General features: G+C 61.0%; 18 protein-coding genes and 4 tRNA genes. All 22 read left to right on the top strand.

Features of this window, described 5'->3' with window-relative positions; all coding sequences use genetic code 11:
* Nucleotide 1: 1 nt before the first annotated feature.
* Nucleotides 2-1,300, top strand: a complete 1,299-nt coding sequence (gene gshA / locus HWE01_RS16640; protein ID WP_008334081.1) for a glutamate--cysteine ligase — start codon at nt 2-4, stop codon at nt 1,298-1,300.
* Between the two features lie 38 nt (nt 1,301-1,338).
* Nucleotides 1,339-2,307 carry a glutathione synthase gene (gene gshB, locus HWE01_RS16635; RefSeq protein WP_175344513.1) on the top strand — a complete coding sequence of 323 codons (969 nt, stop codon included), beginning with the start codon at nt 1,339-1,341 and terminating at the stop codon, nt 2,305-2,307.
* Nucleotides 2,308-2,372: 65 nt separating this feature from the next.
* Nucleotides 2,373-2,783: a PTS sugar transporter subunit IIA gene (locus HWE01_RS16630; RefSeq protein WP_008334083.1), complete on the top strand. Its 411-nt coding sequence runs from the start codon at nt 2,373-2,375 to the stop codon at nt 2,781-2,783.
* 55 nt (nt 2,784-2,838) lie between these two features.
* Complete coding sequence (locus tag HWE01_RS16625) at nt 2,839-3,108, top strand: HPr family phosphocarrier protein (RefSeq protein WP_175344512.1); 270 nt, start codon at nt 2,839-2,841, stop codon at nt 3,106-3,108.
* Nucleotides 3,109-3,357: 249 nt separating this feature from the next.
* Complete coding sequence (gene ptsP, locus HWE01_RS16620) at nt 3,358-5,148, top strand: phosphoenolpyruvate--protein phosphotransferase (RefSeq protein ID WP_008334085.1); 1,791 nt, start codon at nt 3,358-3,360, stop codon at nt 5,146-5,148.
* Nucleotides 5,149-5,471: 323 nt separating this feature from the next.
* Nucleotides 5,472-6,611 carry a homoserine O-succinyltransferase MetX gene (metX, locus tag HWE01_RS16615; protein ID WP_008334086.1) on the top strand — a complete coding sequence of 380 codons (1,140 nt, stop codon included), beginning with the start codon at nt 5,472-5,474 and terminating at the stop codon, nt 6,609-6,611.
* Nucleotides 6,608-7,210 (top strand): methionine biosynthesis protein MetW, encoded by a 603-nt coding sequence (gene metW / locus HWE01_RS16610; RefSeq protein WP_008334087.1) that lies wholly within the window; start codon nt 6,608-6,610, stop codon nt 7,208-7,210. The genes metX and metW overlap by 4 nt, the downstream gene beginning before the upstream one ends.
* Nucleotides 7,211-7,330: 120 nt before the next feature.
* On the top strand, nt 7,331-8,593 hold the full coding sequence (locus HWE01_RS16605) for an AmpG family muropeptide MFS transporter (RefSeq protein ID WP_008334088.1): 1,263 nt from the start codon (nt 7,331-7,333) through the stop codon (nt 8,591-8,593).
* Nucleotides 8,594-8,721: 128 nt separating this feature from the next.
* Nucleotides 8,722-8,807 (top strand) — tRNA-Tyr (locus HWE01_RS16600).
* 79 nt (nt 8,808-8,886) lie between these two features.
* Nucleotides 8,887-8,960 (top strand) — tRNA-Gly (locus HWE01_RS16595).
* 46 nt (nt 8,961-9,006) lie between these two features.
* Nucleotides 9,007-9,081, top strand: a tRNA-Thr gene (locus tag HWE01_RS16590).
* A gap of 80 nt (nt 9,082-9,161) precedes the next feature.
* On the top strand, nt 9,162-10,352 hold the full coding sequence (gene tuf, locus HWE01_RS16585) for an elongation factor Tu (RefSeq protein ID WP_008334097.1): 1,191 nt from the start codon (nt 9,162-9,164) through the stop codon (nt 10,350-10,352).
* A 73-nt stretch (nt 10,353-10,425) separates the two neighbouring features.
* A tRNA-Trp gene (locus HWE01_RS16580) sits at nt 10,426-10,501 on the top strand.
* A 31-nt stretch (nt 10,502-10,532) separates the two neighbouring features.
* Entirely contained in the window at nt 10,533-10,913 is a 381-nt protein-coding gene (gene secE / locus HWE01_RS16575) for a preprotein translocase subunit SecE (RefSeq protein ID WP_008334099.1), read from the top strand.
* A gap of 1 nt (nt 10,914) precedes the next feature.
* A complete protein-coding gene (nusG, locus tag HWE01_RS16570; RefSeq protein ID WP_008334101.1) occupies nt 10,915-11,505 on the top strand; it encodes a transcription termination/antitermination protein NusG in 591 nt (196 codons plus the stop codon).
* A gap of 160 nt (nt 11,506-11,665) precedes the next feature.
* Nucleotides 11,666-12,097: a 50S ribosomal protein L11 gene (gene rplK / locus HWE01_RS16565; RefSeq protein WP_007875265.1), complete on the top strand. Its 432-nt coding sequence runs from the start codon at nt 11,666-11,668 to the stop codon at nt 12,095-12,097.
* Entirely contained in the window at nt 12,097-12,792 is a 696-nt protein-coding gene (rplA, locus tag HWE01_RS16560) for a 50S ribosomal protein L1 (protein ID WP_006465497.1), read from the top strand. Before rplK ends, rplA begins: the two co-directional genes overlap by 1 nt.
* Before the next feature lie 326 nt (nt 12,793-13,118).
* A complete protein-coding gene (gene rplJ, locus HWE01_RS16555; RefSeq protein WP_034351747.1) occupies nt 13,119-13,616 on the top strand; it encodes a 50S ribosomal protein L10 in 498 nt (165 codons plus the stop codon).
* 96 nt (nt 13,617-13,712) lie between these two features.
* Nucleotides 13,713-14,093 carry a 50S ribosomal protein L7/L12 gene (gene rplL, locus HWE01_RS16550; RefSeq protein ID WP_008334117.1) on the top strand — a complete coding sequence of 127 codons (381 nt, stop codon included), beginning with the start codon at nt 13,713-13,715 and terminating at the stop codon, nt 14,091-14,093.
* 279 nt (nt 14,094-14,372) lie between these two features.
* Nucleotides 14,373-18,479, top strand: coding sequence for a DNA-directed RNA polymerase subunit beta (gene rpoB, locus HWE01_RS16545; RefSeq protein WP_241822359.1), 4,107 nt, complete (start codon nt 14,373-14,375; stop codon nt 18,477-18,479).
* A gap of 284 nt (nt 18,480-18,763) precedes the next feature.
* Entirely contained in the window at nt 18,764-23,005 is a 4,242-nt protein-coding gene (gene rpoC / locus HWE01_RS16540; RefSeq protein ID WP_008334119.1) for a DNA-directed RNA polymerase subunit beta', read from the top strand.
* 389 nt (nt 23,006-23,394) lie between these two features.
* Complete coding sequence (locus tag HWE01_RS16535; RefSeq protein ID WP_241822358.1) at nt 23,395-25,659, top strand: TonB-dependent hemoglobin/transferrin/lactoferrin family receptor; 2,265 nt, start codon at nt 23,395-23,397, stop codon at nt 25,657-25,659.
* Nucleotides 25,660-25,687: the final 28 nt, after the last annotated feature.

The following is a 25,687-nucleotide window of genomic DNA, read 5'->3' as shown; positions in this document are numbered from 1 at the left end:
TATGGTCCCGCATCTTGTCACCGCTCTCAATGGTCCCCTGCTGGAGCTGGAGAAGAAAATCCTGGGCGCCACGCCGGCCATCGAACGCTGGTTCCGCATGGAGTGGCAGGAGCACACGCCGCCCTTCTATTGCTCGGTCGACCTGCGCAACGCCGGTTTCAAGCTGGCCCCGGTCGACACCAACCTGTTCCCGGGCGGCTTCAACAACCTCTCCCCGGAGATGCTGCCGCTGGCGGTGCAGGCGGCCATGGCGGCCATCGAGAAATACTGTCCGGATGCGCGCAATCTGCTGCTGATCCCGGAAACCCAGCCCGGCAACACCTTCTACCTGCAGAACATCGGTCGTCTGATGCAGATCTTCCGCCAGACCGGCCTGAACGTACGCCTGGGCAGCCTGGCGCCGGGCGCAGCCAAGCCGCAGCAGATCGAGCTGCCCGACGGCACTCATATCACGCTGGAACCGCTGGAGCGCTCGGCCAATGGCCGCCGCCTGGGCCTGAAGAACTTCGATCCCTGCACCGTGCTGCTCAACAATGACCTCTCCAGCGGCATTCCCTCGGTGCTGGAAGGGCTACATGAACAAAGCGTCCTGCCGCCGCTGCATGCGGGCTGGGCGCTGCGCCGCAAGAGCAATCACTTTGCCGCCTACGATGAAGTGGTGAAGAAATTTTCCAAAATGGTCGAGGTCGACCCGTGGATGCTCAATCCGCTCTTCGCTAAGGTTGGCGACATCGATTTCCAGGAGAACACCGGCACCGACGCGCTGGCCGACAGCGTCTCCTCGCTGCTGTCGAAGATCCGCAAGAAGTACAAGGAATACGGCATCAAGGAGCAGCCTTTCGTCTTCATCAAGGCCAATGCCGGCACCTACGGCATGGGCATCATGGCGGTCAAGGATGCCAGCGAGATCAAGGATCTGAACCGCAAGCAGCGCACCGGCATGCTGGCCGGCAAGGAAGGGCTGGAAGTCTCGGAGGTGATCGTGCAGGAAGGCGTGCACTCCTTTGAGCGCATCAACCAGGCCGTGGCCGAGCCGGTGGTCTACATGATCGACCGCTACGTGGTAGGCGGATTCTATCGCGTGCATGCCGAGCGCGGCGTCAATGAAAACCTCAATGCGCCCGGCGCGCATTTCGTGCCGCTGGCCTTCGCCCAGCAGCATGCCCTGCCGGACATGCACGCCAAGCCGGGCACGGCTGCCCCCAACCGTTTCTACATGTATGGGGTGGTGGCGCGGCTGGCCTTGCTGGCCGCCTCGGTGGAGATGGAAAAGACCGACCCCAACCCGGAAGTTTATTAATATCGCGCCCTTGCCAGGCACAACAGGACCCTAGCCTCATGAAAATCGCTTTCCTCGCCGATCCTCTGGAGTCGTTCAAGACGTACAAGGATTCCACCTTCGCCATGATGCGCGAGGCCGCGCGTCGCGGCCACAGTATCTACGCCTTTGAACAGGGCGACCTGGTGCTGGAAAGCGGCCTGGTGACGGCCAATGCCTGCAAGATCACCCTGACCGGTGATGCCGATGACTGGTATCGCGCCGACAAGCCGGCGTCGTCCTTCCTCTCCGAATTCGATGCGGTGATCGTGCGCAAGGATCCGCCCTTCGACATGGAGTACATCTACACCACTTACCTGCTGGAACTGGCCGAGAAGCAGGGCGCGCGCGTATTCAACAAGCCGGCAGCGATCCGCAGCCACAACGAGAAGCTGGCCATTGCCCAGTTCCCGCAGTACACCGCGCCGACCCTGGTCACGCGCGACGCCAGGCGTCTGCGCGCCTTCCACGACGAGCACCAGGACGTGATCCTGAAACCCCTCGATGGCATGGGCGGCATGGGCATCTTCCGCGTCAAGGCCGATGGCATGAACCTGGGCTCCATCATCGAAACCCTGACCGACAACGGTCAACGCACGATCATGGCACAGCGTTTCATTCCCCAGATCAGCGCAGGCGACAAGCGCATTCTCCTCATCGGCGGCAAGGTGGTGCCCAATGTGCTGGCACGCATTCCGCAGGGCAACGAGGTGCGCGGCAACCTGGCCGCGGGCGGTTTGGGCAAAGCGCAGCCGGCATCGGCACGCGACATCGAGATCGGCGAGGCGCTCGGTCCGATCTTGTATCAACGTGGCCTGTTGCTGGTAGGATTGGATGCGATCGGCGACTATCTCACCGAAATCAACGTGACCAGCCCGACCTGCTTCCAGGAAATCACCGAGCAGACCGGGTTTGATGTGGCGGCGATGTTCGTGGATGCACTGGAGGCAGCCGCAGGGGCAGCAGAGGCAACAGGGTCGGTCCGATAATGGGATCGACAGAGCATGACGGGCTGCTCGGGGAAAAGCGCGTCGCATCAGATGGCAACAATTCCATGGTTGGTATTCTTCTCTTGACGCACGCCCCGCTGGGGCAAGCTTTCCTGGCCGCCGCCACGCACGTCTTCCGCGGCCGTCCCGAACGGATGGAGGCGATCGACGTGATCGCCGACCAGAACCCGGCGGAGGTGCAAAAACTGGCCATCGAGGCCGTCGGTCGCCTCGATGATGGCAGCGGCGTACTGGTCATCACCGATGTCATGGGCGGCACGCCCTCCAACTGTACGGGCTTCCTGTGCGGATTGGGCAACGTGCAGGTGATCGCCGGCATCAGCCTGCCCATGTTGCTGCGGGCGCTGACCTACCGTAACGACACGCTGGATGTGGTGGTTGAAATGGCGCTGGCAGGCGGCCAGAATGGTGCGGTGCGCATCGACAACCGCATCCGGGTGGCGGCGTCGGCCTGAACCTTTCGCCTGGCTGCATCGAACCGCGCCAACACGATAAAAACGAAAGCAGAACATGATTCAAAAAGAACTCGAAATCGTCAACAAGCTGGGCCTGCACGCGCGCGCCTCGGCCAAGCTCACCCAGCTGGCCGGCAAGTTCAAGAGCGAAGTCTGGCTGACCTTCAACAAGCGCCGCGTCAATGCCAAGTCCATCATGGGCGTGATGATGCTGGCCGCCGGCAAGGGCAGCATCGTCACCCTGGAAACCGAGGGCGCCGACGAGCAGGAATGCTTCACCGCACTGGAAGCGCTGATTGCCGACAAGTTCGGCGAAGGCCAGTAATCCCCTTCACTGCACTTGCGGTATTGCGCCGCAACATCGCGGCATGGCTGGAATGCTTCTTGCGACATGTCAAGGCCCGTGCATTTCCTGTGCGGGCTGAAACAATGTTCATATACGCTGCTTGTCCTATAGTCTTTGGCGCAGCCCGCCCGGTCGTGATTGCCAAATCATTATTTGTTCGGTAACTTGCTTGAGCTACCGCGCGCTGGCAACACGGCGGACTATAAGAAAACAGGCAGGAGATACGCGATGGCTTCATTCAGCTTACATGGAATCGCGGTGTCGCAAGGCATCGCCATCGGACGCGCGCACTTGATGGCGCCGGCCGCACTGGACGTCAAACATTACCTGATCGCACCCGACCAGGTCGAGGCCGAGATCGGGCGCCTGAAGAGCGCGGTCAAGGCGGTGCACCAGGAACTTCATATCATCCGTTCCGAACTGCCCAAGGATGCGCCGCCCGAACTGGGCGCCTTCATCGATGTGCATTCATTGATTCTGTCGGACCCGATGCTGGCCGAGGTGCCGCAGGACATCATCCGCCATCGCTACTACAACGCCGAATGGGCACTGGTGACGCAGATCGAGGAATTGTCGGCGCAGTTCGACGAGATCGAGGATCCCTACCTGCGCGAGCGCAAGGCCGACATCCAGCAGGTCGGCGAGCGCATCCTCAAGGTCCTCACCGGCAGCGCCGGCCAACTGCCACCTACCGGCGAAGCCGCCGCCAACATCATCGTGGTGGCCCACGACATCTCGCCGGCCGACATGCTGCAGTTCCGCGAGAGCGCCTTCGCCGGCTTCGTCACCGATCTGGGCGGTCCCAATTCGCATACCGCCATCGTGGCCCGCAGCCTGGCCATTCCGGCGGCCGTGGGCATGCACAATGCTTCGGTGCTGGTCAAGCACGACGATGTGCTCATCATCGATGGCGATGCCGGCGTGGTCATCGTCGATCCTTCCCCGCTGGTGCTGGCGCAGTATCGCGCGCGTCAGGAACGCCTGCTGCGCGAGCGGAAGAAACTTTCACGTCTCAAGAAAACCCCGGCCATCACTCAGGATGGCGAACCCATCACGTTGCTGGCCAACATCGAGTTGCCCAACGATGCCGCCAATGCCTTCGAGGCCGGCGCCATGGGGATCGGTCTGTTCCGTTCGGAATTCCTGTTCATGGGGCGCGCCGGTCATCTGGAAAAATTCCCCAGCGAGGATGAACAGTTCGAGTCCTACAAGCAGGCCGTCATCGCCATGAAGGGCAGGGTGGTCACCATCCGTACCCTGGACGTGGGCGCCGACAAGCCGCTGGACGAGGACGAGGAAACGGCCCTGAACCCGGCACTGGGCTTGCGTGCGATCCGCTATTGCCTGTCCGAGCCGCAGATGTTTCTGACGCAGTTGCGCGCCATCCTGCGTGCCTCGGCTTATGGTCCCATCAAGCTGCTGGTGCCAATGATGGCGCATGCCTTCGAGATCGACCAGACGCTGGCCATGATCGAACAGGCCAAGCAGCAACTGCGCGAGCGCAAGCAGAAGTTCGATGAAGAGATCCCGGTCGGTGCCATGATCGAGATCCCGGCGGCGGCGCTGGCGCTGCCCTTGTTCATCAAGCGGCTGGACTTTCTCTCCATCGGCACCAATGACCTGATCCAGTACACCCTGGCCATCGACCGCGTAGACCACGAGGTGGCGCATCTCTACGACCCGCTGCATCCGGCGGTGCTGTTCCTGCTCTCCACCGTCATCACCCAGGGGCGCAAGGCCGGCATTCCGGTCTCGGTGTGCGGCGAAATGGCTGGTGATCTCAAATGGACGCGCCTGCTGCTGGGCATGGGGCTGCTGGAATTCTCCATGCACCCCTCGCAGATCCTGTCGGTGAAGAACGAGATCTTGAACAGCGACCTGCGCCTGCTGGAACCGCAGGTCAAGAAGGTGCTGCGCGCCAGCGAACCGGCTGCCATCGCGGCGGCCATGGCGCAGTTGCAGGCGCTGCAGGCCGAACCGGCCATGGCCGAGGCCAGGGTCGCGACGCGCCGCCGTTAAGCGGCATCGCGCATGCCGGGCAGGGCCGTTTGACGGGTCTGCCCGACTTGGGTATTCTTACGCCACTGCGCCGATTTGAACGGTTTGACCAACTTCAGCTTGCGGGCGCCGGGATACTGATCCCATCTAAATGCGGCTAAAGCGAGCTTGGATCAGCTGTTTCTCCCAAGACTGCCCCGCCCCATCGATGAGTGAGCCCGCAAGCAATGCTTCCGGGCTTTTTTGTTGCCCGCGCACGAGACTGGCCACCCCGCCCGGCGAAGCGACCGCCAGCATCGCTCGCACCGAGCCCCCTGGCGCCGAGTCACTTACGCAGAACAATCATGTCGATGGCAATCGTATCGCCCCAGGTCATGCACTTCGCCGAGCCGCTGCCGCTGCAGAGCGGCGCCTCGCTGGCGGACTACTCGCTGACCTATGAAACCTACGGCACCCTCAATGCCGACAAATCCAATGCCGTGCTGGTCTGCCACGCGCTCAATGCCTCCCATCACGTGGCCGGCGTCTATGCCGACGATCCTGACAACGTCGGCTGGTGGGACAACATGGTCGGTCCCGGCAAGTCGCTGGATACGGACCGCTTCTTCGTCATCGGTGTCAACAACCTGGGTTCCTGTTTCGGCTCGACCGGCCCGATGCACCCCAACCCGGCCACCGGCAAGCCCTATGGCGCCGATTTCCCGGTGGTGACGGTGGAAGACTGGGTCAACGCCCAGGCGCGACTGGCCGACCGGCTCGGCATCGCCTGCTTCGCCGCCGTCATGGGTGGCTCGCTGGGCGGCATGCAGGCGCTGGCCTGGAGCATGATGTATCCGGATCGCCTGCGTCACTGTCTGGTGATCGCCTCCACGCCCAAACTGTCGGCCCAGAACATCGCCTTCAACGATGTGGCGCGGCAGGCCATCCTGACCGATCCGCAGTATCACGGTGGCGATTTCTATGCGCATGGCGTGGTGCCCAAGAATGGCTTGCGGGTGGCGCGCATGGTGGGGCATATCACCTATCTGTCGGATGACGACATGGCCGAGAAATTCGGCCGCGACCTGCGCTCGGGGCAGTATCAGTTCGGCTATGGCGTGGATTTCGAGATTGAGTCCTACCTGCGTTACCAGGGCGACAAGTTCTCGACCTATTTCGACGCCAACACCTATCTGCTCATCACCAAGGCGCTGGACTATTTCGACCCGGCCCAGGAATTCGGCGGCGATCTGGCCAAGGCGTTCGCCCGTACCCGGGCCAAGTTCCTGCTGGTGTCCTTCACCACGGACTGGCGCTTCTCGCCCGAACGCAGCCGCGAGATGGTGCAGGCGCTGGTGGCCAACAAGCGCCGCGTGAGCTATGCCGAAATCGACGCCCCGCACGGGCATGACGCTTTCCTGCTGGACGATGCGCGCTACATGAAGGTGGTGCGCGAATACTACGGAAGTATCTGGACTGAACTGCAGCAGGAGGGCCGCGCATGACTTTCGAACAATTGAGCGCACTGCGCCCCGACCTGGCCTTCATTGCCCACTGGGTGCGCGAGAAGTCGCAGGTGCTGGACCTGGGTTGCGGCGATGGCGTGATGCTGGATTATTTGCAGAGCGACAAGGGCTGTACCGGCTACGGGGTGGAGATCGACGATGCGCAGATTCCCAAGTGCGTGGCACGCAATGTCTCGGTGATCCAGCAGGACTTGAACGGCGGCCTGGCCATGTTCGAGGACAATGCCTTCGATACCGTGCTGTGCCTGTCTGCGCTGCAGATGGTCAAGGATGTGGAGGGGACCCTGCGCGAAATCGCCCGGGTCGGGCGCGAGGTGACGGTGTCCTTCCCCAACTTTGCCTACTGGCCGCACCGCGTGGCGCTCCTGCGCGGGCGCATGCCGGTGTCCAGGAGCCTGCCGTACCAGTGGTATGATACGCCGAACCTGCGCTGCGCCACGATCCGCGACTTCGAGGCGCTGGCCAACGAGCTGGGGCTGGAAGTGCTGGAATGCGTCGCCCTGAAGGACGGCAAACCGGTGCGCTACTTCCCCAACTGGCGCGGCAGCCTGGCGGTGTTCAGGCTGCGCAAGCGCTAGCCGGAAATTTGCAGAAAGCTTCACCATGTCCCGCAGACGCCGGCCCGGCAGCGCCCACCGCTGGCCACCGGCGTTTTTTGTTTCATCTTCCGCGTTTTTCGAGCCGAGCCGCCCCACCTTATGACCGCACCCGCCGCTTCCTGGCATCAATACCTGAACCGGCGCATGCTGATCTGCGTCTTCCTTGGGTTCACCTCCGGCCTGCCGCTGTTCATCCTGCTGAGCCTGTTGCAGGCCTGGCTGGCCAAGTCCGGGCTGAACGTCAAGACCCTCGGGCTGTTCGCGCTGGTGATGTTCCCCTATACATGGAAATTCGTCTGGTCGCCGCTGATGGACCGCTTCCACTTCGGGCGCATGGGCCGACGGCGTGGCTGGATGGTGTCCACGCAGCTGCTGCTGTTCCTGGCCATTGGCGGCATGGGCATGCTCGACCCGCTCTCCGACGTCAGCACGATTGCCATCATGGCCTCGGTGGTGGCCTTCCTCTCGGCCAGCCAGGACATCGCCATCGATGCCTACCGGCGCGAGATCCTGCCCGAAGCCGAACTGGGCCTGGGCAGTGCCATCCACGTCAATGCCTACAAGCTCTCCGGCATGGTGCCGGGCGCGCTATCGCTGGTGCTGGCCGATCAACTGCCCTGGCCGACGGTGTTCTGGATCACGGCGGCCTTCATGCTGCCGGGGCTGCTGTGCTCGCTGGTAGTCAAGGAACCCAAGGTCTATGGCACCCCGCCCAAGAATCTATATGAAGCCGTGGTGCTGCCGTTCCGTGAATTCATCGCCCGTGGCGGCTGGGGCAATGCGCTGTGGGTGCTGGGCTTCATCTTCCTCTACAAGCTGGGCGACAGCATGGCCACCGCCCTGGCCACCAAGTTCTATATCGACCTGGGCTTTTCAATGACCGAGATCGGCGTGGTCTCCAAGACCACCAGCCTGTGGGCCAGCGTGGCTGGTGGCATCCTCGGCGGCATATGGATGGTGCGGCTGGGCATCAACCGGGGTTTGTGGGTGTTCGGGGTGCTGCAGGCCATTCCTATCCTGGGCTTTGCCTGGCTGGCCCACGTCGGTGCCAGCCTGCCGGTGCTGGCGGTGGTGATCGGGGTGGAAGCCTTTGGCGTGGGGCTGGGTACCACGGCCTTCGTGGCCTACATCATGCGTGAGACCGATCCACGTTATACGGCGACGCAGTTCGCCTTGTTCACCAGTTTGATGGCCGTGCCGCGTACTTTTGTGAATTCTTCGGTCGGTTATATCGTCGCCGACACCGGCTGGTTAAATTTTTTTCTAATTTGTTTCGTTCTGGCCTTGCCTGGAATGCTGATGTTGCCTAGAATTGCGCCCTGGAATGAAAAGCCGGTTGAGTCGCAGACACAAAAAGCCTGAAGATTCGAAAAAACGTCGCGGGTCGTTCCTCTGAGCAATATCCGGCAGTCGATAAAATATTTAGCGTTGAAGCGAAAATTTATTTGACAGTCCAGCGATGTTCCTCTATAGTTTTGAGTTCCCTGCACGGAGAGGTGGCCGAGTGGTTAATGGCAGCAGACTGTAAATCTGCCCTCTTACGAGTACGCTGGTTCGAATCCAGCCCTCTCCACCATTAGGCCGGGAGTCAAAGCAGTCTGCAGTACATACGCGATCGAAAGACGCGGCGGTTGTGAAGTGAACGTTGTTTCCTCGCGGGTGTAGCTCAATGGTAGAGCTGAAGCCTTCCAAGCTTAAGACGAGGGTTCGATTCCCTTCACCCGCTCCAAGTTTTGGTCCGGCTGCATGTTTGGTTGTTGTGCAGTCGGAAAAATGCCCTTGTAGCTCAGTGGTAGAGCACTCCCTTGGTAAGGGAGAGGCCACGTGTTCAATCCACGTCAAGGGCACCAGTTTCTCGTCGTATCGCTGACAAGTCAGTAATCAGTCGGGCGTGTTGCCTGGACATTCTCATCAAATTTAGGAGTCTAAGATGGCAAAAGGCAAGTTTGAACGGACCAAGCCGCACGTGAACGTCGGCACCATCGGTCACGTTGACCACGGCAAGACCACCCTGACCGCTGCAATCGCAACCGTTCTGTCGAAGAAGTTCGGCGGCGAAGCGAAGGCCTACGACCAGATCGACGCAGCGCCTGAAGAAAAGGCACGCGGCATCACCATCAACACCGCGCACGTCGAATACGAAACCGCGAACCGTCACTACGCGCACGTTGACTGCCCTGGCCACGCCGACTATGTGAAGAACATGATCACCGGCGCAGCCCAGATGGACGGCGCGATCCTGGTGTGCTCGGCCGCTGACGGCCCGATGCCCCAGACCCGCGAACACATCCTGCTGTCGCGTCAGGTTGGCGTTCCTTACATCATCGTCTTCCTGAACAAGGCTGACATGGTGGACGACGCTGAGCTGCTGGAACTGGTGGAAATGGAAGTCCGCGAACTGCTGTCGAAGTACGAGTTCCCTGGCGACGACCTGCCCATCGTGAAGGGTTCGGCCAAGCTGGCGCTGGAAGGCGACACCGGTCCCCTGGGCGAGCAAGCCATCATGGCCCTGGCAGAAGCCCTGGACACCTACATCCCGACCCCGGAACGTGCCGTTGACGGTACCTTCCTGATGCCGGTGGAAGACGTGTTCTCGATCTCCGGCCGTGGCACCGTGGTGACCGGTCGCGTTGAGCGCGGCATCATCAAGGTCGGCGAAGAAATCGAAATCGTCGGTATCGCTGACACCCAGAAGACCACCTGCACCGGCGTGGAAATGTTCCGCAAGCTGCTGGACCAAGGTCAAGCTGGCGACAACGTTGGCGTGCTGCTGCGCGGCACCAAGCGTGAAGACGTGCAGCGTGGCCAGGTTCTGGCCAAGCCGGGTTCGATCAAGCCGCACAAGCACTTCACCGGCGAGATCTATGTTCTGTCGAAGGACGAAGGCGGCCGTCACACCCCGTTCTTCAACAACTACCGTCCGCAGTTCTACTTCCGTACCACCGACGTGACCGGTGCGATCGAACTGCCGAAGGACAAGGAAATGGTCATGCCGGGCGACAACGTGTCGATCACCGTGCAACTGATCAACCCGATCGCCATGGAAGAAGGCCTGCGCTTCGCTATCCGTGAAGGCGGCCGTACCGTCGGCGCCGGCGTGGTTGCCAAGATCTTCGACTAAGATCAAGCTGTAAAACACATTGCCGCGGTGCGTAACGTATCGCGGCATTCGTGTCTCAATCGCGAGTTTTTGTAGGGGCGTAGCTCAATTGGCAGAGCGTCGGTCTCCAAAACCGAAGGTTGGGGGTTCGATGCCCTCCGCCCCTGCCACCGAATCTGGTGCAGGGTACTGAAAGTAAATATGTCTAGCCAGCCAGTTCAAACCGTCAACACCTCCAACGACAAGATCAAGATCGCATTGGCGATCGTGGCTGTGGTTGCGGGCGTGGTCGGTTTTTTTGTGTTGTCTGATCAGTCGACTCCGGTGCGCGCTGCCGCCCTGGTCGCCGGTCTGCTGGTGGCAGTGGCGTTTGCCTGGACCTCTGCACAAGGCCGCGGCTTCGTCGGTTTCGCCAAGGAATCCGTGCGCGAAACCAAGAAAGTCGTCTGGCCAACCCGCAAGGAAGCCATGCAGATCACCGGGGTGGTGTTCGCCTTCGTGCTGATCATGGCCATCTTCCTGTGGGGTACGGACAAGTTGCTCGAGTTCCTGTTGTACGACGTAATTTTGGGCTGGAAATAACATGAGCGATAGCACGCAAGACAGCGCACCGATTGGTGCGCAAAGCGTTTCAAGCGCCGGAAACAAGCGCTGGTACGTGGTGCATGCGTATTCCGGCATGGAAAAGAGCGTGCAACGCGCGCTGACCGAGCGCATCAACCGCGCCGGCATGCAAGACCAGTTCGGCCAGATCCTGGTGCCGACTGAAGAAGTCGTGGATATGAAGAATGGTCACAAGTCCGTGACCGAGCGTCGTTTCTTCCCGGGCTACGTCCTGGTCGAGATGGAAATGACGGACGAAACCTGGCACCTGGTGAAGAATACCGCCAAAGTGACCGGTTTCATCGGTGGCAAGTCGAATCGTCCGACCCCGCTGCCGCAGCGTGAAGTGGACTCGCTGCTCCGCCAGATGCAGGAAGGCGTCGAGAAGCCCCGTCCAAAGGTGCTCTACGAAGTGGGCGAAATGGTCCGCATCAAGGAAGGTCCGTTCACCGACTTCAACGGCAACGTCGAGGAAGTGAACTACGAGAAATCGCGCGTGCGCGTCTCGGTCACCATCTTCGGTCGCGCCACCCCGGTCGAACTCGAATTCGGCCAACTGGAAAAAGTCTGATCCCGCCTTTCGGAATCCCGCCTTTCCCTGTCAAGTTTTCAACGCCTGCTGGAGCGTACCGGACAAATCATCGTCCGCCAATTCAGCATTCCGAGGAGCCCGAGTAAGACGCCGCAAGGCCGATGAAACGGCGCTACAACTCAATCAATAAGGAGCCGTCATGGCAAAGAAGATTATTGGTTTTATCAAGCTGCAAGTGCCAGCTGGTAAAGCGAACCCGTCCCCCCCGATCGGCCCGGCCCTGGGTCAGCGCGGTCTGAACATCATGGAGTTCTGCAAGGCCTTCAACGCCCAGACCCAAGGTGTCGAACCGGGTCTGCCGATTCCGGTCGTGATCACCGCCTTCGCGGACAAGTCCTTCACCTTCGTGATGAAGACGCCGCCGGCGACCATCCTGATCAAGAAGGCTGCCGGTATCCAGAAGGGTTCCGCCAAGCCGCATACCGACAAGGTCGGCAAGATCACCCGCAAGCAAGCGGAAGAGATCGCAACCCAGAAGAAGCCGGACCTGACCGCTGCTGATCTGGAAGCTGCCGTGCGTACCATCGCTGGTTCCGCACGTTCGATGGGCATCACGGTGGAGGGTCTGTAATGGCTAAGGTATCCAAGCGCGTCAAGGCAATGAAGGAAAAGGTCGATCGTACCAAGGCCTATCCGTTCGACAACGCCGTTTCCCTGATCAAGGAATTTGCAACCGCCAAGTTCAACGAATCGATCGACGTGTCCGTCCAGCTGGGCGTGGACGCGAAGAAGTCGGACCAAGTGGTCCGTGGTTCGGTGGTGCTGCCTGCCGGTACCGGCAAGACCGTTCGCGTGGCCGTGTTCGCCTCCGGCGACAAGGCTGAAGCTGCCAAGGCAGCCGGCGCTGACGTGGTCGGCATGGAAGACCTGGCAGAGCGCGTGAAGGCCGGCGACATGCCGTTCGACATCGTCATCGCTTCGCCCGACACCATGCGTATCGTCGGTACCCTGGGTCAGATCCTGGGTCCCCGTGGCCTGATGCCTAACCCGAAGGTTGGCACCGTGACCCCGGACGTGGCAACTGCCGTCAAGAACGCCAAGGCTGGTCAAGTGCAATACCGTACCGACAAGTCCGGTATCATCCACGCCACCATCGGCCGCAAGTCGTTCTCCGACGCCGATCTGAAGGCCAACCTGCTGGCCCTGATCGATGCCCTGAACAAGGCCAAGCCGGCCAGCAGCAAGGGTGTGTACCTGCGCAAGATCGCTCTGTCGTCCACCATGGGCGCTGGCGTTCGCGTGGACCAGGCTTCCCTGGCTGCCTAAACAAGCAATACAGTCCCCGTTTCCTTGAGGAAGCGGGGCATCTCTTTGGGCTGTCGCCGTTGAGCAATCGGTGGCGGCAGGCCTTCAAAGACCGTTGGGCGGAAGCCGGCAGCAACAAGCCGGATGAAGTTAAAAACACTGTTCGCAAGTCCAGTGAACCCAACGCAGATGGTGAACCCGAGCAAGTTTCGTAGTCTCAGGCAGCATATTCAGTTTTGCCCTATGCTGCAGTGAACTCCTAAACGTCGGACGCCGTGTTCGAACCGGTGCAAGGCAAGCAGGCAATGGCCTGTGTAGTGGCCGAGTACTATTTTTGGAGGTTGATCTTGAGTCTCAATCTGAATGACAAGAAGGCCGTCGTCGCCGAAGTTTCCGCAAAGGTTGCATCTGCGCAAACGATCGTCGTGGCCGAATACCGTGGCATCCAGGTTGGTTCCTTGACGCAACTGCGCGCACAAGCGCGTGCCCAAGGCGTGTACCTGCGCGTGTTGAAAAACACGCTGGCTCGTCGCGCTGTTGAAGGCACGAAGTTTGCCGACCTCGCCCCGCAACTGACCGGTCCGCTGATCTACTCGATCTCGGAAGATGCCGTGGCCGCTGCCAAAGTCCTGTCGGACTTTGCCAAGACCAACGACAAGCTGGTTGTGAAGGCAGGTAACTACGAAGGCAAGCAGCTGGACAAGGCTGCTGTGGCTTCGCTGGCAAACATCCCGTCTCGCGAAGTTCTGCTGGCCCAGGTTCTGGGCATGATGCAGGCTCCGGTGTCGGGCTTTGCGCGCGCTCTGGCTGCCCTGGCCGCCAAGAAGGAAGCCGAAGCCGCATGAGGCACGGCCGCTTGAAGCGGCCCCGCTCTGCAGTTTCGACGCTTTCGCGTCACTACCAATCTGATGTTATTACCGAAATAAATTTAGGAGTTTCAAATGGCAATTAGCAAAGAAGACATCCTGGAAGCCGTTGGCGCGCTGTCCGTGATGGAACTGAATGACCTGGTCAAGGCATTCGAAGAGAAGTTTGGTGTTTCCGCTGCCGCTATGGCCGCTCCGGCCGCCGGTGGCGCTGCTGGTGGTGGTGCTGCCGCTGCTGAAGAACAGACCGAGTTCACCGTTGTGCTGGCTGAAGTCGGCGCCAACAAGGTCGGCGTCATCAAGGCCGTCCGTGAAATCACCGGTCTGGGCCTGAAGGAAGCCAAGGATCTGGTTGACGGTGCACCGAAGCCGGTCAAGGAAGGCATCGCCAAGGCTGACGCTGAAGCTGCCAAGAAGAAGCTGGAAGAAGCTGGCGCCAAGGCCGAACTGAAGTAATTCTCTTGCCTGCCAAGGCGAGTCATTACTCCGGAGTCAAAGTGCAGAATCCCTTGAAAAAGGGATTCGGCTTTGGCTCCTTTGTCGTTTCTTATTTTTGCTGGTGATGTTGATGCGTTGCAGTATTCGTTGTCGGGAATATTAAGCGCGATCTCAGCAAAAAACTAGGGTAGACATTTGAAGATTTGAGTGCCGATGGCCCGGACTGCTTTCCCGGCAAGTCGCGCGGTCTGATCGAATCTTGAATTCTCTATCCTTCCTGTCACTCACGGAGTGTCCATGCACTACTCATTTACTGAGAAGAAGCGCATTCGCAAATCCTTCGCGAAACGCGCAAACGTCCACAACGTTCCGTTCCTGCTCGCGACTCAGATCGAGTCGTATCAGAATTTCCTGCAACCCGAACGTGCTGCATCGGAACGCAAGAACGAAGGCCTGCAATCGGCTTTCACCTCGATTTTCCCCATCGTGTCGCACAATGGCTTTGCGCGCCTCGAATTCCTGTCGTATGTGCTGGGCGCTCCGCCGTTTGACGTCAAAGAGTGCCAACAACGTGGCCTGACCTTCGCGTCCCCGCTGCGCGCCAAGGTGCGCCTGGTGATCCTGGACAAGGAGTCGCCCACCAAGCCGGTCGTCAAGGAAATGAAGGAACAGGAAGTCTACATGGGCGAGCTGCCCCTGATGACCACCACCGGTTCCTTCGTCATCAACGGCACCGAGCGCGTGATCGTGTCCCAGCTGCACCGCTCCCCGGGCGTGTTCTTCGAACACGACCGTGGCAAGACGCACTCGTCGGGCAAGCTGCTGTTCTCGGCCCGCATCATTCCTTACCGTGGCTCCTGGCTGGACTTCGAATTCGATCCGAAGGACATCCTGTTCTTCCGCGTCGACCGCCGCCGCAAGATGCCGGTGACGATCCTGTTGAAGGCCATCGGGATGACCTCCGAGCAGATCCTGGCGAACTTCTTCGTCTTCGACAACTTCAACCTGCACGCCGAAGGCGCGGACATGGAGTTCGTCTCCGAGCGCCTGCGCGGTGAAGTCGCACGTTTCGACATCACCGACAAGTCGGGCAAGGTGATGGTCGCCAAGGACAAGCGCATCAACGCCAAGCACGTGCGTGACATCGAAGCCGCCGGCATCAAGCACATTTCCGTGCCTGAGGACTACCTGCTGGGCCGCGTGCTGGCCAAGAACATCGTCGATCCGGAAACCGGTGAAGTCGTGGCCAGCGCCAACGACGAGCTGACCGAAGAACTGCTGGCCAAGCTGCGCGAAGCCAACATCTCGGCCATCCAGACCCTGTACACCAACGACCTGGACCAGGGCGGCTACATTTCGCAGACCCTGCGCACCGACGACACCGCCGACCAGACCGCCGCGCGCGTGGCGATCTATCGCATGATGCGTCCTGGCGAACCGCCGACCGAAGAGTCCGTGGAAGCCCTGTTCAACGGCCTGTTCTACAGCGAAGACCGCTACGACCTGTCGGCCGTGGGCCGCATGAAGTTCAACCGTCGCGTCAGCCGCGACGAGCTGACCGGTCCGATGACCCTGTCCAATGACGACATCCTGGCCGTCATCAAGATCCTGGTCGAACTGCGTAACGGCCGTGGCGAAGTCGATGACATCGACCACCTGGGCAACCGTCGCGTGCGTTGCGTGGGCGAACTGGCTGAGAACCAGTTCCGTGCGGGTCTCGTGCGCGTGGAACGCGCCGTCAAGGAACGCCTGGGCCAGGCCGAGGCGGACAACCTGATGCCGCACGACCTGATCAACTCCAAGCCGATCTCGGCCGCCATCCGCGAGTTCTTCGGTTCGTCCCAGCTGTCGCAGTTCATGGACCAGACCAACCCGCTGTCGGAAATCACGCACAAGCGCCGCGTTTCCGCCCTGGGCCCTGGCGGTCTGACCCGCGAACGCGCCGGCTTCGAAGTGCGCGACGTGCACCCGACCCACTACGGCCGCGTCTGCCCGATCGAAACGCCTGAAGGCCCGAACATCGGCCTGATCAACTCGCTGGCGCTGTACGCCCGCCTGAACGAATACGGTTTCCTGGAAACCCCGTACCGCAAGGTCGAGGGCAGCAAGGTCACCAACCAGATCGACTACCTGTCGGCCATCGAAGAAGGTCGTTACGTGATCGCCCAGGCGAACGCGACCATTGACGCGGAAGGCAAGCTGTCCGACGAACTGGTGTCGGCCCGTGAAGCTGGCGAAACCATCCTGGTCTCGCCGGAACGCGTGCAGTACATGGACGTGGCCCCGGGCCAGGTGGTGTCGGTGGCAGCCTCGCTGATTCCGTTCCTGGAGCACGATGACGCGAACCGTGCACTGATGGGCGCCAACATGCAGCGCCAGGCCGTGCCTTGCCTGCGTCCGGAAAAGCCGCTGGTCGGCACCGGCATCGAACGTACCGTGGCGGTTGACTCCGGCACCACCGTGCAAGCCCTGCGTGGCGGCGTGGTCGATTACGTCGATGCAGGCCGTGTGGTGATTCGCGTCAACGACGACGAAGCGCAAGCTGGCGAAGTCGGTGTGGACATCTACAACCTGATCAAGTACACCCGTTCCAACCAGAACACCAACATCAACCAGCGTCCGATCGTCAAGATCGGTGACCGCGTGGCCAAGCATGACGTGATCGCCGACGGCGCCTCGACCGACATGGGCGAGCTGGCACTGGGCCAGAACATGCTGGTGGCGTTCATGCCCTGGAACGGCTACAACTTCGAAGACTCGATCCTGATCTCCGAAAAGGTGGTGGCTGATGACCGCTACACCTCGATCCACATCGAAGAACTGTCGGTGGTGGCACGTGACACCAAGCTGGGTGCAGAAGAAATCACCCGCGACATCTCCAACCTGGCCGAGAACCAACTGGCCCGTCTGGATGAGTCGGGTATCGTCTACATCGGCGCGGAAGTCGAAGCTGGCGACACCCTGGTCGGCAAGGTCACCCCGAAGGGCGAGACCCAGTTGACTCCGGAAGAGAAGCTGCTGCGTGCGATCTTCGGCGAGAAGGCTTCCGACGTGAAGGACACCTCGCTGCGCGTGCCCTCGGGCATGGTCGGTACCGTCATCGACGTGCAGGTGTTCACCCGCGAAGGCATCCAGCGTGACAAGCGCGCCCAGCAGATCATCGACGATGAACTCAAGCGCTATCGCCTGGACCTGAACGACCAGCTGCGTATCGTGGAAGGCGATGCCTTCCAGCGTCTGGAGCGTCTGTTGATCGGCAAGGTCGCCAACGGCGGCCCCAAGAAGCTGGTCAAGGGCACCAAGCTGGACAAGGCTTACCTGGACGACCTGGACAAGTTCCACTGGTTCGACATCCGCCCGGCCGATGACGACATTGCCAACGCGCTGGAAGCCATCAAGGAGTCCATCGCCGAGAAGCGTCACCAGTTCGACCTGGCCTTCGAAGAGAAGCGCAAGAAGCTCACCCAGGGCGACGAACTGCCTCCTGGCGTGCAGAAGATGGTCAAGGTCTACCTGGCCGTGAAGCGCCGCCTGCAGCCTGGCGACAAGATGGCCGGCCGTCACGGTAACAAGGGTGTGGTCTCGCGCATCCTGCCCATCGAAGACATGCCGCACATGGCCGACGGTACCCCCGCCGACATCGTGCTGAACCCGCTGGGCGTGCCGTCCCGTATGAACGTCGGCCAGGTGCTGGAAGTTCACCTGGGCTGGGCGGCCAAGGGTCTGGGCCTGCGTCTGGGCGAGATGGTGCAGGCGCAAGCCAAGGTTGCGGAACTGCGCAAGTTCCTGACCACCATCTACAACGAATCCGGCAAGAAGGAAGAGCTGGACTCGTTCACCGATGAAGAAATCATCGAGCTGGTGACCAACCTGAAGAAGGGTGTGCCCTTCGCGACCCCGGTGTTCGACGGTGCGCATGAAGAAGAAACCCGCCGCATGCTCGATCTGGCCTATCCGGACCCGATTGCCAAGCAGCTGGGCATGACGCCTTCGAAGAACCAGGTCACGATGTATGACGGCCGTACCGGCGAAGCCTTCGAGCGCACCGTGACGGTTGGCTACATGCACTACCTGAAGCTGCACCACCTGGTCGACGACAAGATGCACGCCCGTTCCACCGGCCCGTACTCGCTGGTGACCCAGCAGCCGCTGGGCGGCAAGGCGCAGTTCGGCGGCCAGCGTTTCGGCGAAATGGAAGTGTGGGCACTGGAAGCTTACGGTGCCTCCTACGTCCTGCAGGAAATGCTGACGGTCAAGTCCGACGACGTGAACGGCCGTACCAAGGTGTACGAGAACCTGGTCAAGGGCGATCACGTGATCGATGCCGGCATGCCGGAATCCTTCAACGTGTTGGTGAAGGAAATCCGCTCGCTGGGTATCGACATCGACCTGGAACGCGAATGATGTAAAGGGGTGCGCGGCGCAGGCTGCGCACCCCGCCGGTTTTTCCGGCGAACCAAGAATTCAAGAATTCAGTATTGACGCATCGCTCCACGGGCGATGTGAACGAATCAAGAGATTCAAGAGATTCAAGCGAAGTACGGCAGTAAGCTGGGGAGGTCTGTCCCGGTATCGAGCGGCACCACGAAGCAGAGGCTTCGCTGGCTCTCCCGCCGATGCGAACAGGGTTAAGCAGGGTGAACCGGCCACACGTAAATTTAGTTTCTCACGCCAACCTGGAGTGATACATGAAAGCACTGCTCGATCTATTCAAGCAAGTCCAGCAAAACGAACAATTCGACGCGATCAAGATCGGTCTGGCTTCGCCTGACAAGATCCGCTCGTGGTCCTTCGGCGAAGTCAAGAAGCCGGAAACCATCAACTACCGTACCTTCAAGCCTGAGCGCGACGGCCTGTTCTGCGCCAAGATCTTCGGCCCCATCAAGGACTACGAGTGCCTGTGCGGCAAGTACAAGCGCCTGAAGCACCGTGGCGTGATCTGCGAGAAGTGCGGCGTGGAAGTGACCCTGGCCAAGGTGCGCCGTGAGCGCATGGGCCACATCGAGCTGGCTTCCCCGACTGCCCACATCTGGTTCCTGAAGTCGCTGCCGTCCCGTCTGGGCATGGTGCTGGACATGACCCTGCGCGACATCGAGCGCGTGCTGTACTTCGAAGCCTACGTCGTGACCGATCCCGGCATGACCCCGCTGAAGAAGTGCCAGATCATGTCCGAAGACGACTACGCCGCCAAGTACGAAGAGTACGGCGACGACTTCATCGCCTTCATGGGCGCCGAAGGTATCCGCGAACTGCTGCGCTCGATCGATATCGACCGCGAAGCGGAAACCCTGCGCCAGGAACTGAAGGACTCCAAGTCCGAAGCCAAGATCAAGAAGTACGCCAAGCGCCTGAAGGTGCTGGAGGCGTTCCAGCGTTCGGGCATCAAGCCCGAGTGGATGATCATGGAAGTGCTGCCGGTGCTGCCGCCGGAATTGCGTCCGCTGGTGCCGCTGGATGGCGGCCGCTTCGCGACCTCCGACCTGAACGACCTGTACCGCCGCGTCATCAACCGTAACAACCGCCTGAAGCGCCTGATGGAGCTGCGTGCTCCTGAAATCATCACGCGCAACGAAAAGCGCATGCTGCAGGAAGCGGTCGACTCGCTGCTGGACAACGGGCGTCGCGGCAAGGCCATGACCGGCGCCAACAAGCGTCCGCTGAAGTCGCTGGCCGAAATGATCAAGGGCAAGGGCGGTCGTTTCCGTCAGAACCTGCTGGGCAAGCGTGTGGACTATTCGGGCCGTTCGGTCATCGTGGTGGGCCCGCAGCTCAAGCTGCACCAGTGCGGCCTGCCCAAGCTGATGGCCCTGGAACTGTTCAAGCCCTTCATCTTCAACAAGCTGGAACTGATGGGTCTGTCGACCACCATCAAGGCCGCCAAGAAGCTGGTGGAAGCGCAAGAGCCGGTGGTCTGGGACATCCTGGAAGAAGTCATCCGCGAACACCCGGTCATGCTGAACCGTGCGCCGACCCTGCACCGTCTGGGCATCCAGGCGTTCGAGCCGGTCCTGATCGAAGGCAAGGCGATCCAGCTGCACCCGCTGGTCTGCGCCGCGTTCAACGCCGACTTCGACGGCGACCAGATGGCCGTCCACGTGCCGCTGTCGATCGAAGCGCAGATGGAAGCCCGCACCCTGATGCTGGCCTCCAACAACATCCTGTTCCCGTCCAACGGCGAACCGTCGATCGTGCCGTCCCAGGATATCGTGCTGGGTCTGTACTATGCCACCCGTGAAGCCATCAACGGCAAGAACGAAGGCATGATGTTCCAGGACGTGTCGGAAGTCATCCGCGCTTACGACAACAAGGAAGTCGAGCTGGCCACCCGTATCACCGTGCGTATCGTGGAACACCCGAAGGATCCGGTCACCGGCGAATTCGTGCGTACCGTCAAGCGCTACGAGACCACCATCGGCCGCGCCATCCTCTCCGAGATCCTGCCCAAGGGCCTGCCGTTCTCGGTGCTGAACCGCGCGCTGAAGAAGAAGGAAATCTCCAAGCTGATCAACACGTCCTTCCGCAAGTGCGGTCTGCGTGCCACCGTCGTGTTTGCCGACCAGCTGATGCAGTCGGGCTTCCGCCTGGCGACCCGCGCCGGTATCTCCATCTGCGTGGACGACATGCTGGTGCCGCCGCAAAAGGCCACCCTGATCGCCGCTGCCGAGTCGGAAGTCAAGCAGATCGAACAGCAGTACTCCTCGGGTCTGGTGACCGCAGGCGAGCGCTACAACAAGGTCGTGGACATCTGGGGCAAGGCCGGTGACGAAGTCGGCAAGGCCATGATGGACCAGCTGAAGGTGGAAGACGTCATCACCCGCGAAGGCAAGAAGACCACCCAGGAATCGTTCAACGCGATTTACATGATGGCCGACTCCGGCGCCCGTGGTTCGGCTGCCCAGATCCGCCAGCTGGCCGGTATGCGCGGCCTGATGGCCAAGCCTGACGGCTCCATCATTGAAACGCCGATTACCGCGAACTTCCGCGAAGGCCTGAACGTGTTGCAGTACTTCATCTCGACGCACGGCGCCCGTAAGGGTCTGGCCGACACCGCGCTGAAGACTGCAAACTCCGGTTACCTGACCCGCCGTCTGGTGGACGTGACCCAGGATCTGGTCGTGATCGAAGACGATTGCGGCACCTCCAACGGTTCGGCCATGAAGGCGCTGGTGGAAGGCGGTGAAGTCATCGAAGCCCTGCGCGACCGTATCCTCGGCCGTGTGGCTGCGACCGACATCGTCAACCCGGAAGATCAATCCACCCTGTTCGAAGCCGGCACCCTGCTGGACGAAGACAAGGTCGAAGAGATCGAACGCATGGGTATCGACGAAGTGAAGGTTCGTACTCCGCTGACCTGCGACACCCGCTATGGCCTGTGCGCCAAGTGCTATGGCCGCGACCTGGGCCGTGGCCTGCTGGTGAACTCCGGCGAAGCCGTCGGTGTGGTGGCTGCGCAGTCCATCGGTGAGCCGGGTACCCAGCTGACCATGCGTACCTTCCACATCGGTGGTGCGGCATCGCGTGCAGCGGTGGCCTCCTCGGTGGAAGCCAAGTCCAACGGCACCGTGCGCTTCACCGCCACGATGCGTTACGTGACCAATGGCAAGGGCGAACAGATCGTCATTTCCCGTTCCGGCGAAGTGCTGATCACCGACGACCTGGGCCGTGAGCGCGAGCGTCACAAAGTGCCGTACGGCGCCACCCTGATCGTCAAGGATGGCCTGACCATCAAGGCCGGTACCGCCCTGGCGACCTGGGATCCGCTGACCCGTCCGATCATCACCGAGTACTCCGGTACCGTGAAGTTCGAAAACGTGGAAGAGGGTTCGACCGTGGCCAAGCAGATCGATGAAGTCACCGGTCTGTCGACCCTGGTGGTCATCGATGCGAAGCGTCGTGGTCCGTCCTCGAAGGTCATGCGTCCGCAGGTGAAACTGCTCAACGAACAAGGCGAAGAAGTGAAGATCGCCGGCACCGAACACTCGGTGACCATCGGCTTCCAGGTCGGCGCGCTGATCACCGTCAAGGACGGCCAGCAGGTGCATGTGGGTGAAGTGCTGGCCCGTATCCCGACCGAATCGCAGAAGACCCGTGACATTACCGGTGGTCTGCCGCGCGTGGCCGAGCTGTTCGAAGCCCGTTCGCCCAAGGATGCCGGCATGCTGGCCGAAGTCACTGGTACCGTTGCCTTCGGCAAGGAAACCAAGGGCAAGCAGCGTCTGGAAATCACCGACATGGAAGGCACCAAGCACGAGTTCCTGATCACCAAGGACAAGCAGGTGCTGGTGCACGACGGCCAGGTGGTGAACAAGGGCGAAATGATCGTGGACGGTCCGGCCGACCCGCAGGACATCCTGCGCCTGCTGGGTATCGAAGCGCTGGCCCGCTACATCGTGGACGAAGTGCAGGACGTGTACCGTCTGCAGGGCGTGAAGATCAACGACAAGCACATCGAAGTGATCGTGCGCCAGATGCTGCGCCGCGTGCAAGTGGTGGAGCCGGGCGACACCAACTACATCACCGGTGAGCAGGTCGAGCGCTCCGAGCTGCTGGACGAGAACGACCGCGTGACCGCCGAAGGCAAGATCCCGGCGACCTACGAAAACGTGCTGCTGGGTATTACCAAGGCATCGCTGTCGACCGACTCCTTCATCTCGGCCGCATCGTTCCAGGAAACCACCCGCGTGCTGACCGAAGCGGCCATCATGGGCAAGAAGGACGGCCTGCGCGGCCTGAAGGAAAACGTCATCGTCGGCCGCCTGATCCCGGCCGGTACTGGCCTGGCCTTCCACCGCGCCCGCAAGGAAAAGGACGCATGGGAAGCCGAAGAGCGCGCAGCACTGCTCGAGGCCGAACGTGCTTCCCGTTCCGAGTTCGGCGACGAGGAAATCTCCTCGACCGAATCCATCGGTGGCGGCGAAGGCGAAGCGTAAGCATCATTCGCATGGCATCACGGGGCGGCCAGTTGGTCCGGTCGCCCCGGCAAGACAAGCAGCTGCAAGAGAGAACGGCGCCGGAAGCAATTCCGGCGCCGTTTTTTCGTTCATAGGCGATGTGCGCCCGCAATGCGCAGCCTTCATATCCCTACATGGTGTAGGCCTTGCTGCTTGCGGGATTGCCAAGGATGAGTGAATCTTCTATCATTTACAAATAATAACGATTCTCATCTGACTCGTGCTCGATGGAATCGAGCTTCATATGCTCGACGACTGGTTTTTGCCGGTCGTTTTTTATCCAAGAGGTAGCCAGCCCGCGCTAGTAACCGATCCAGATCAAGGGGTGGTTACCAGTGTTCCCATGCAAATCGAAGTGTGCAGCGGCCGTGTTCCTGGCGCTGCAGTCGTGGCTGTGCGTGAGTGTCCTTGCGCAATCGGCCGATTCCAATACCCAGTCCAATTCCGCCCGCGCGTCCGCGAGCGAGGCCATCACATCGGCGCAGGCCAGCGGCAAGAAGCTGCAGGACGTGGTCGTCACGGCCAATCGCTCCGGCAGCAGTGACCTCGATCACGCGGCGGCAACGGTTTCCGTCATCACCTCTGAAGAGATCGAAGAGCACAACGCCAAGGACATCAAGGATGCCTTGCGTTACGAACCGGGGGTGGAGGTGCGGCGCTCGGTATATCGCATGTCCGGCATCACTGGCGCGGCCGCCATCACCGGGCGTGGCGGCAATGAGGGCATCACCATCCGCGGGCTCGATGGCAATCGCGTGCTGATGCTGGAGGATGGCATCGTCATGCCGCGTGCTTTCAGCCAGGGCGTGGCCAGCGTGGGGCGGGGCGCGACCACGGATACCGAACTGTATCGTCGCATTGAAGTGCTGCGCGGTCCGGCGTCTTCGCTGTACGGCAGCGATGGCCTCACCGGGGCGGTCAATTTCATCACCAAGGACCCGTCTGACTTGCTGGAGGTCTATGGCAAGTCCAGCTATTTCTCCTTCAAGCCTTCCTACGACTCGGTCGACAAGAGCTTTGGCGCCACCGCCAGTGCGGCCTGGGGCAGCCAGCAGTGGCAGGGCATGCTGATCCTCAATGCGCGCCACGGCAACGAGAGCGACAACAAAGGGACCAATGACGTGCGCGGCAGCGCCCGCACCACGCCCGACCCGATGAGCACTACCAATCGCTCGGCGCTGGGCAAGCTGGTCTTCAAGCCCAATGGCATCGACACCCTCAAGCTCACGCTGCAGGCTACCGAAGAGCGCGAGAGCGGCGACAGCCTTTCCGCAATCGGCAATGGCGTAACTGCCTACAGCACCAGCAGCAAATCCACCGGCCAGCGCGCCACGCTGGCCTATGAGCGCAACGATGCAGATCTGCCGTGGATACAGAAATTCAAGGCCAGCCTCACTTATCGCAATGCCGACACCGACCAGTTCACCAACGAAGCCGGCACCAGTACGGCCAGCATCGTGCGGCCGCGTTTCCGGGCGGTGTCGTACAGCGACCAGATGATCAGTGGCAGCCTGCTGGCCGAGAGCAACTTCGGTTCTGCCTCTTGGCGACACAAGCTGGTCTATGGGCTGGACCTGAGCCTGTCCACCTTGCAGACCAGCGCCAACGGAACCGGCTGGACCAGCTGCACTGGCACGCAGTATTGCCAGTATTTCCCCAAGACCGAATCCACCCAGCTTGGCGCGTACGTACAGGATGAGATGCGCACCGGCGCGCTGACCACCATCGCCGGTCTGCGCCTGGACGGCTATGAACTCAAGCCCAAGGCCAGCGCCAAATATGACGCCCAGGCCATCGCCAACGGGCAGCCGGCAGTGAGCAGCCGCGACAGCGCGCTTTCCCCGCGCCTGGCGTTCCTGTATGAGGTGACGCCGGCCTTCATTCCCTACATCCAGTACGCCCGCGGTTTCCGTTCGCCCTCGCCGCAGGAGGTCAATTCCTTCTTCAACAATACCGTGTACCGGCAGATCTCCAATCCTGATCTCCAGCCCGAGACCAGCAATACGGTGGAAGTCGGGCTGCGCGGCAAGCTGGCGGCAGGCCGCGGCGCGCTGCGCTACAGCGCTGCCGCTTACAAGGGCAATTACCGCAACTTCATCGATCTGGTGACGGTGCGCGGCAATCTTACGGTCGCCAATCCGACCATCTTCCAGTATCGCAATGCCGCCAAGGCGCAGATCCACGGATTGGAAGGGCGGATCGATTACGCGCTCGACAACGGCTTCACGGTCAAGGGCGGGTTCGCCTGGACCAAGGGCAGCACCACCACCAATGGCGTGAAGCAAGGACTGGAGTCCGTGGCTCCGCTGTCGGTGGTCGCGGGCCTGCGCTATGAGCCTGCGCAGCAGTGGTTCGTGCAGAGCGACCTGGTCTACAACGCGGCCAAGAAGAAGGAAGACATCCCGAGCGCCACCAACTTCGTCTCGCCGTCGTTCTTCGTCATGGATCTCTCGGGCGGCTACCACCTCACTCGCAACATGACCGTCTACGCTGGCGTACGCAACCTGTTCGATCGCAAGTACTGGAGCTGGACCGACATCCGCGGCCTGTCGCTGGCCGACAGCGCCGTCAACAAGGATGCCTATACCGAGCCGGGGCGCAGCTTCAACGTCAGCCTGAAGATCGCCTACTGATTCCCATTTTCCCGACCCGAGGACCCTC

It is taken from the genome of Herbaspirillum sp. C7C8, from assembly GCF_022627875.1.
Classification (GTDB): Bacteria; Pseudomonadota; Gammaproteobacteria; order Burkholderiales; family Burkholderiaceae_D; genus Herbaspirillum.
The sequence above is the reverse complement of the archived record's forward strand: the minus strand, read 5'-3'. Positions and strand labels throughout refer to the sequence as shown.

Excerpts from the sequence above, each read along its gene's own strand:
- ptsP (WP_008334085.1), top strand. The coding sequence starts at position 3,358 with ATGGCTTCATTCAGCTTACATGGAATCGCGGTGTCGCAAGGCATCGCC.
- gshB (WP_175344513.1), top strand. The coding sequence starts at position 1,339 with ATGAAAATCGCTTTCCTCGCCGATCCTCTGGAGTCGTTCAAGACGTAC.
- metX (WP_008334086.1), top strand. The coding sequence starts at position 5,472 with ATGTCGATGGCAATCGTATCGCCCCAGGTCATGCACTTCGCCGAGCCG.
- rplL (WP_008334117.1), top strand. The coding sequence starts at position 13,713 with ATGGCAATTAGCAAAGAAGACATCCTGGAAGCCGTTGGCGCGCTGTCC.
- HWE01_RS16625 (WP_175344512.1), top strand. The coding sequence starts at position 2,839 with ATGATTCAAAAAGAACTCGAAATCGTCAACAAGCTGGGCCTGCACGCG.
- HWE01_RS16605 (WP_008334088.1), top strand. The coding sequence starts at position 7,331 with ATGACCGCACCCGCCGCTTCCTGGCATCAATACCTGAACCGGCGCATG.
- rplA (WP_006465497.1), top strand. The coding sequence starts at position 12,097 with ATGGCTAAGGTATCCAAGCGCGTCAAGGCAATGAAGGAAAAGGTCGAT.
- rplK (WP_007875265.1), top strand. The coding sequence starts at position 11,666 with ATGGCAAAGAAGATTATTGGTTTTATCAAGCTGCAAGTGCCAGCTGGT.
- gshA (WP_008334081.1), top strand. The coding sequence starts at position 2 with ATGGTCCCGCATCTTGTCACCGCTCTCAATGGTCCCCTGCTGGAGCTG.
- HWE01_RS16630 (WP_008334083.1), top strand. The coding sequence starts at position 2,373 with ATGGTTGGTATTCTTCTCTTGACGCACGCCCCGCTGGGGCAAGCTTTC.
- nusG (WP_008334101.1), top strand. The coding sequence starts at position 10,915 with ATGAGCGATAGCACGCAAGACAGCGCACCGATTGGTGCGCAAAGCGTT.
- rpoC (WP_008334119.1), top strand. The coding sequence starts at position 18,764 with ATGAAAGCACTGCTCGATCTATTCAAGCAAGTCCAGCAAAACGAACAA.
- tuf (WP_008334097.1), top strand. The coding sequence starts at position 9,162 with ATGGCAAAAGGCAAGTTTGAACGGACCAAGCCGCACGTGAACGTCGGC.
- secE (WP_008334099.1), top strand. The coding sequence starts at position 10,533 with ATGTCTAGCCAGCCAGTTCAAACCGTCAACACCTCCAACGACAAGATC.
- metW (WP_008334087.1), top strand. The coding sequence starts at position 6,608 with ATGACTTTCGAACAATTGAGCGCACTGCGCCCCGACCTGGCCTTCATT.
- rpoB (WP_241822359.1), top strand. The coding sequence starts at position 14,373 with ATGCACTACTCATTTACTGAGAAGAAGCGCATTCGCAAATCCTTCGCG.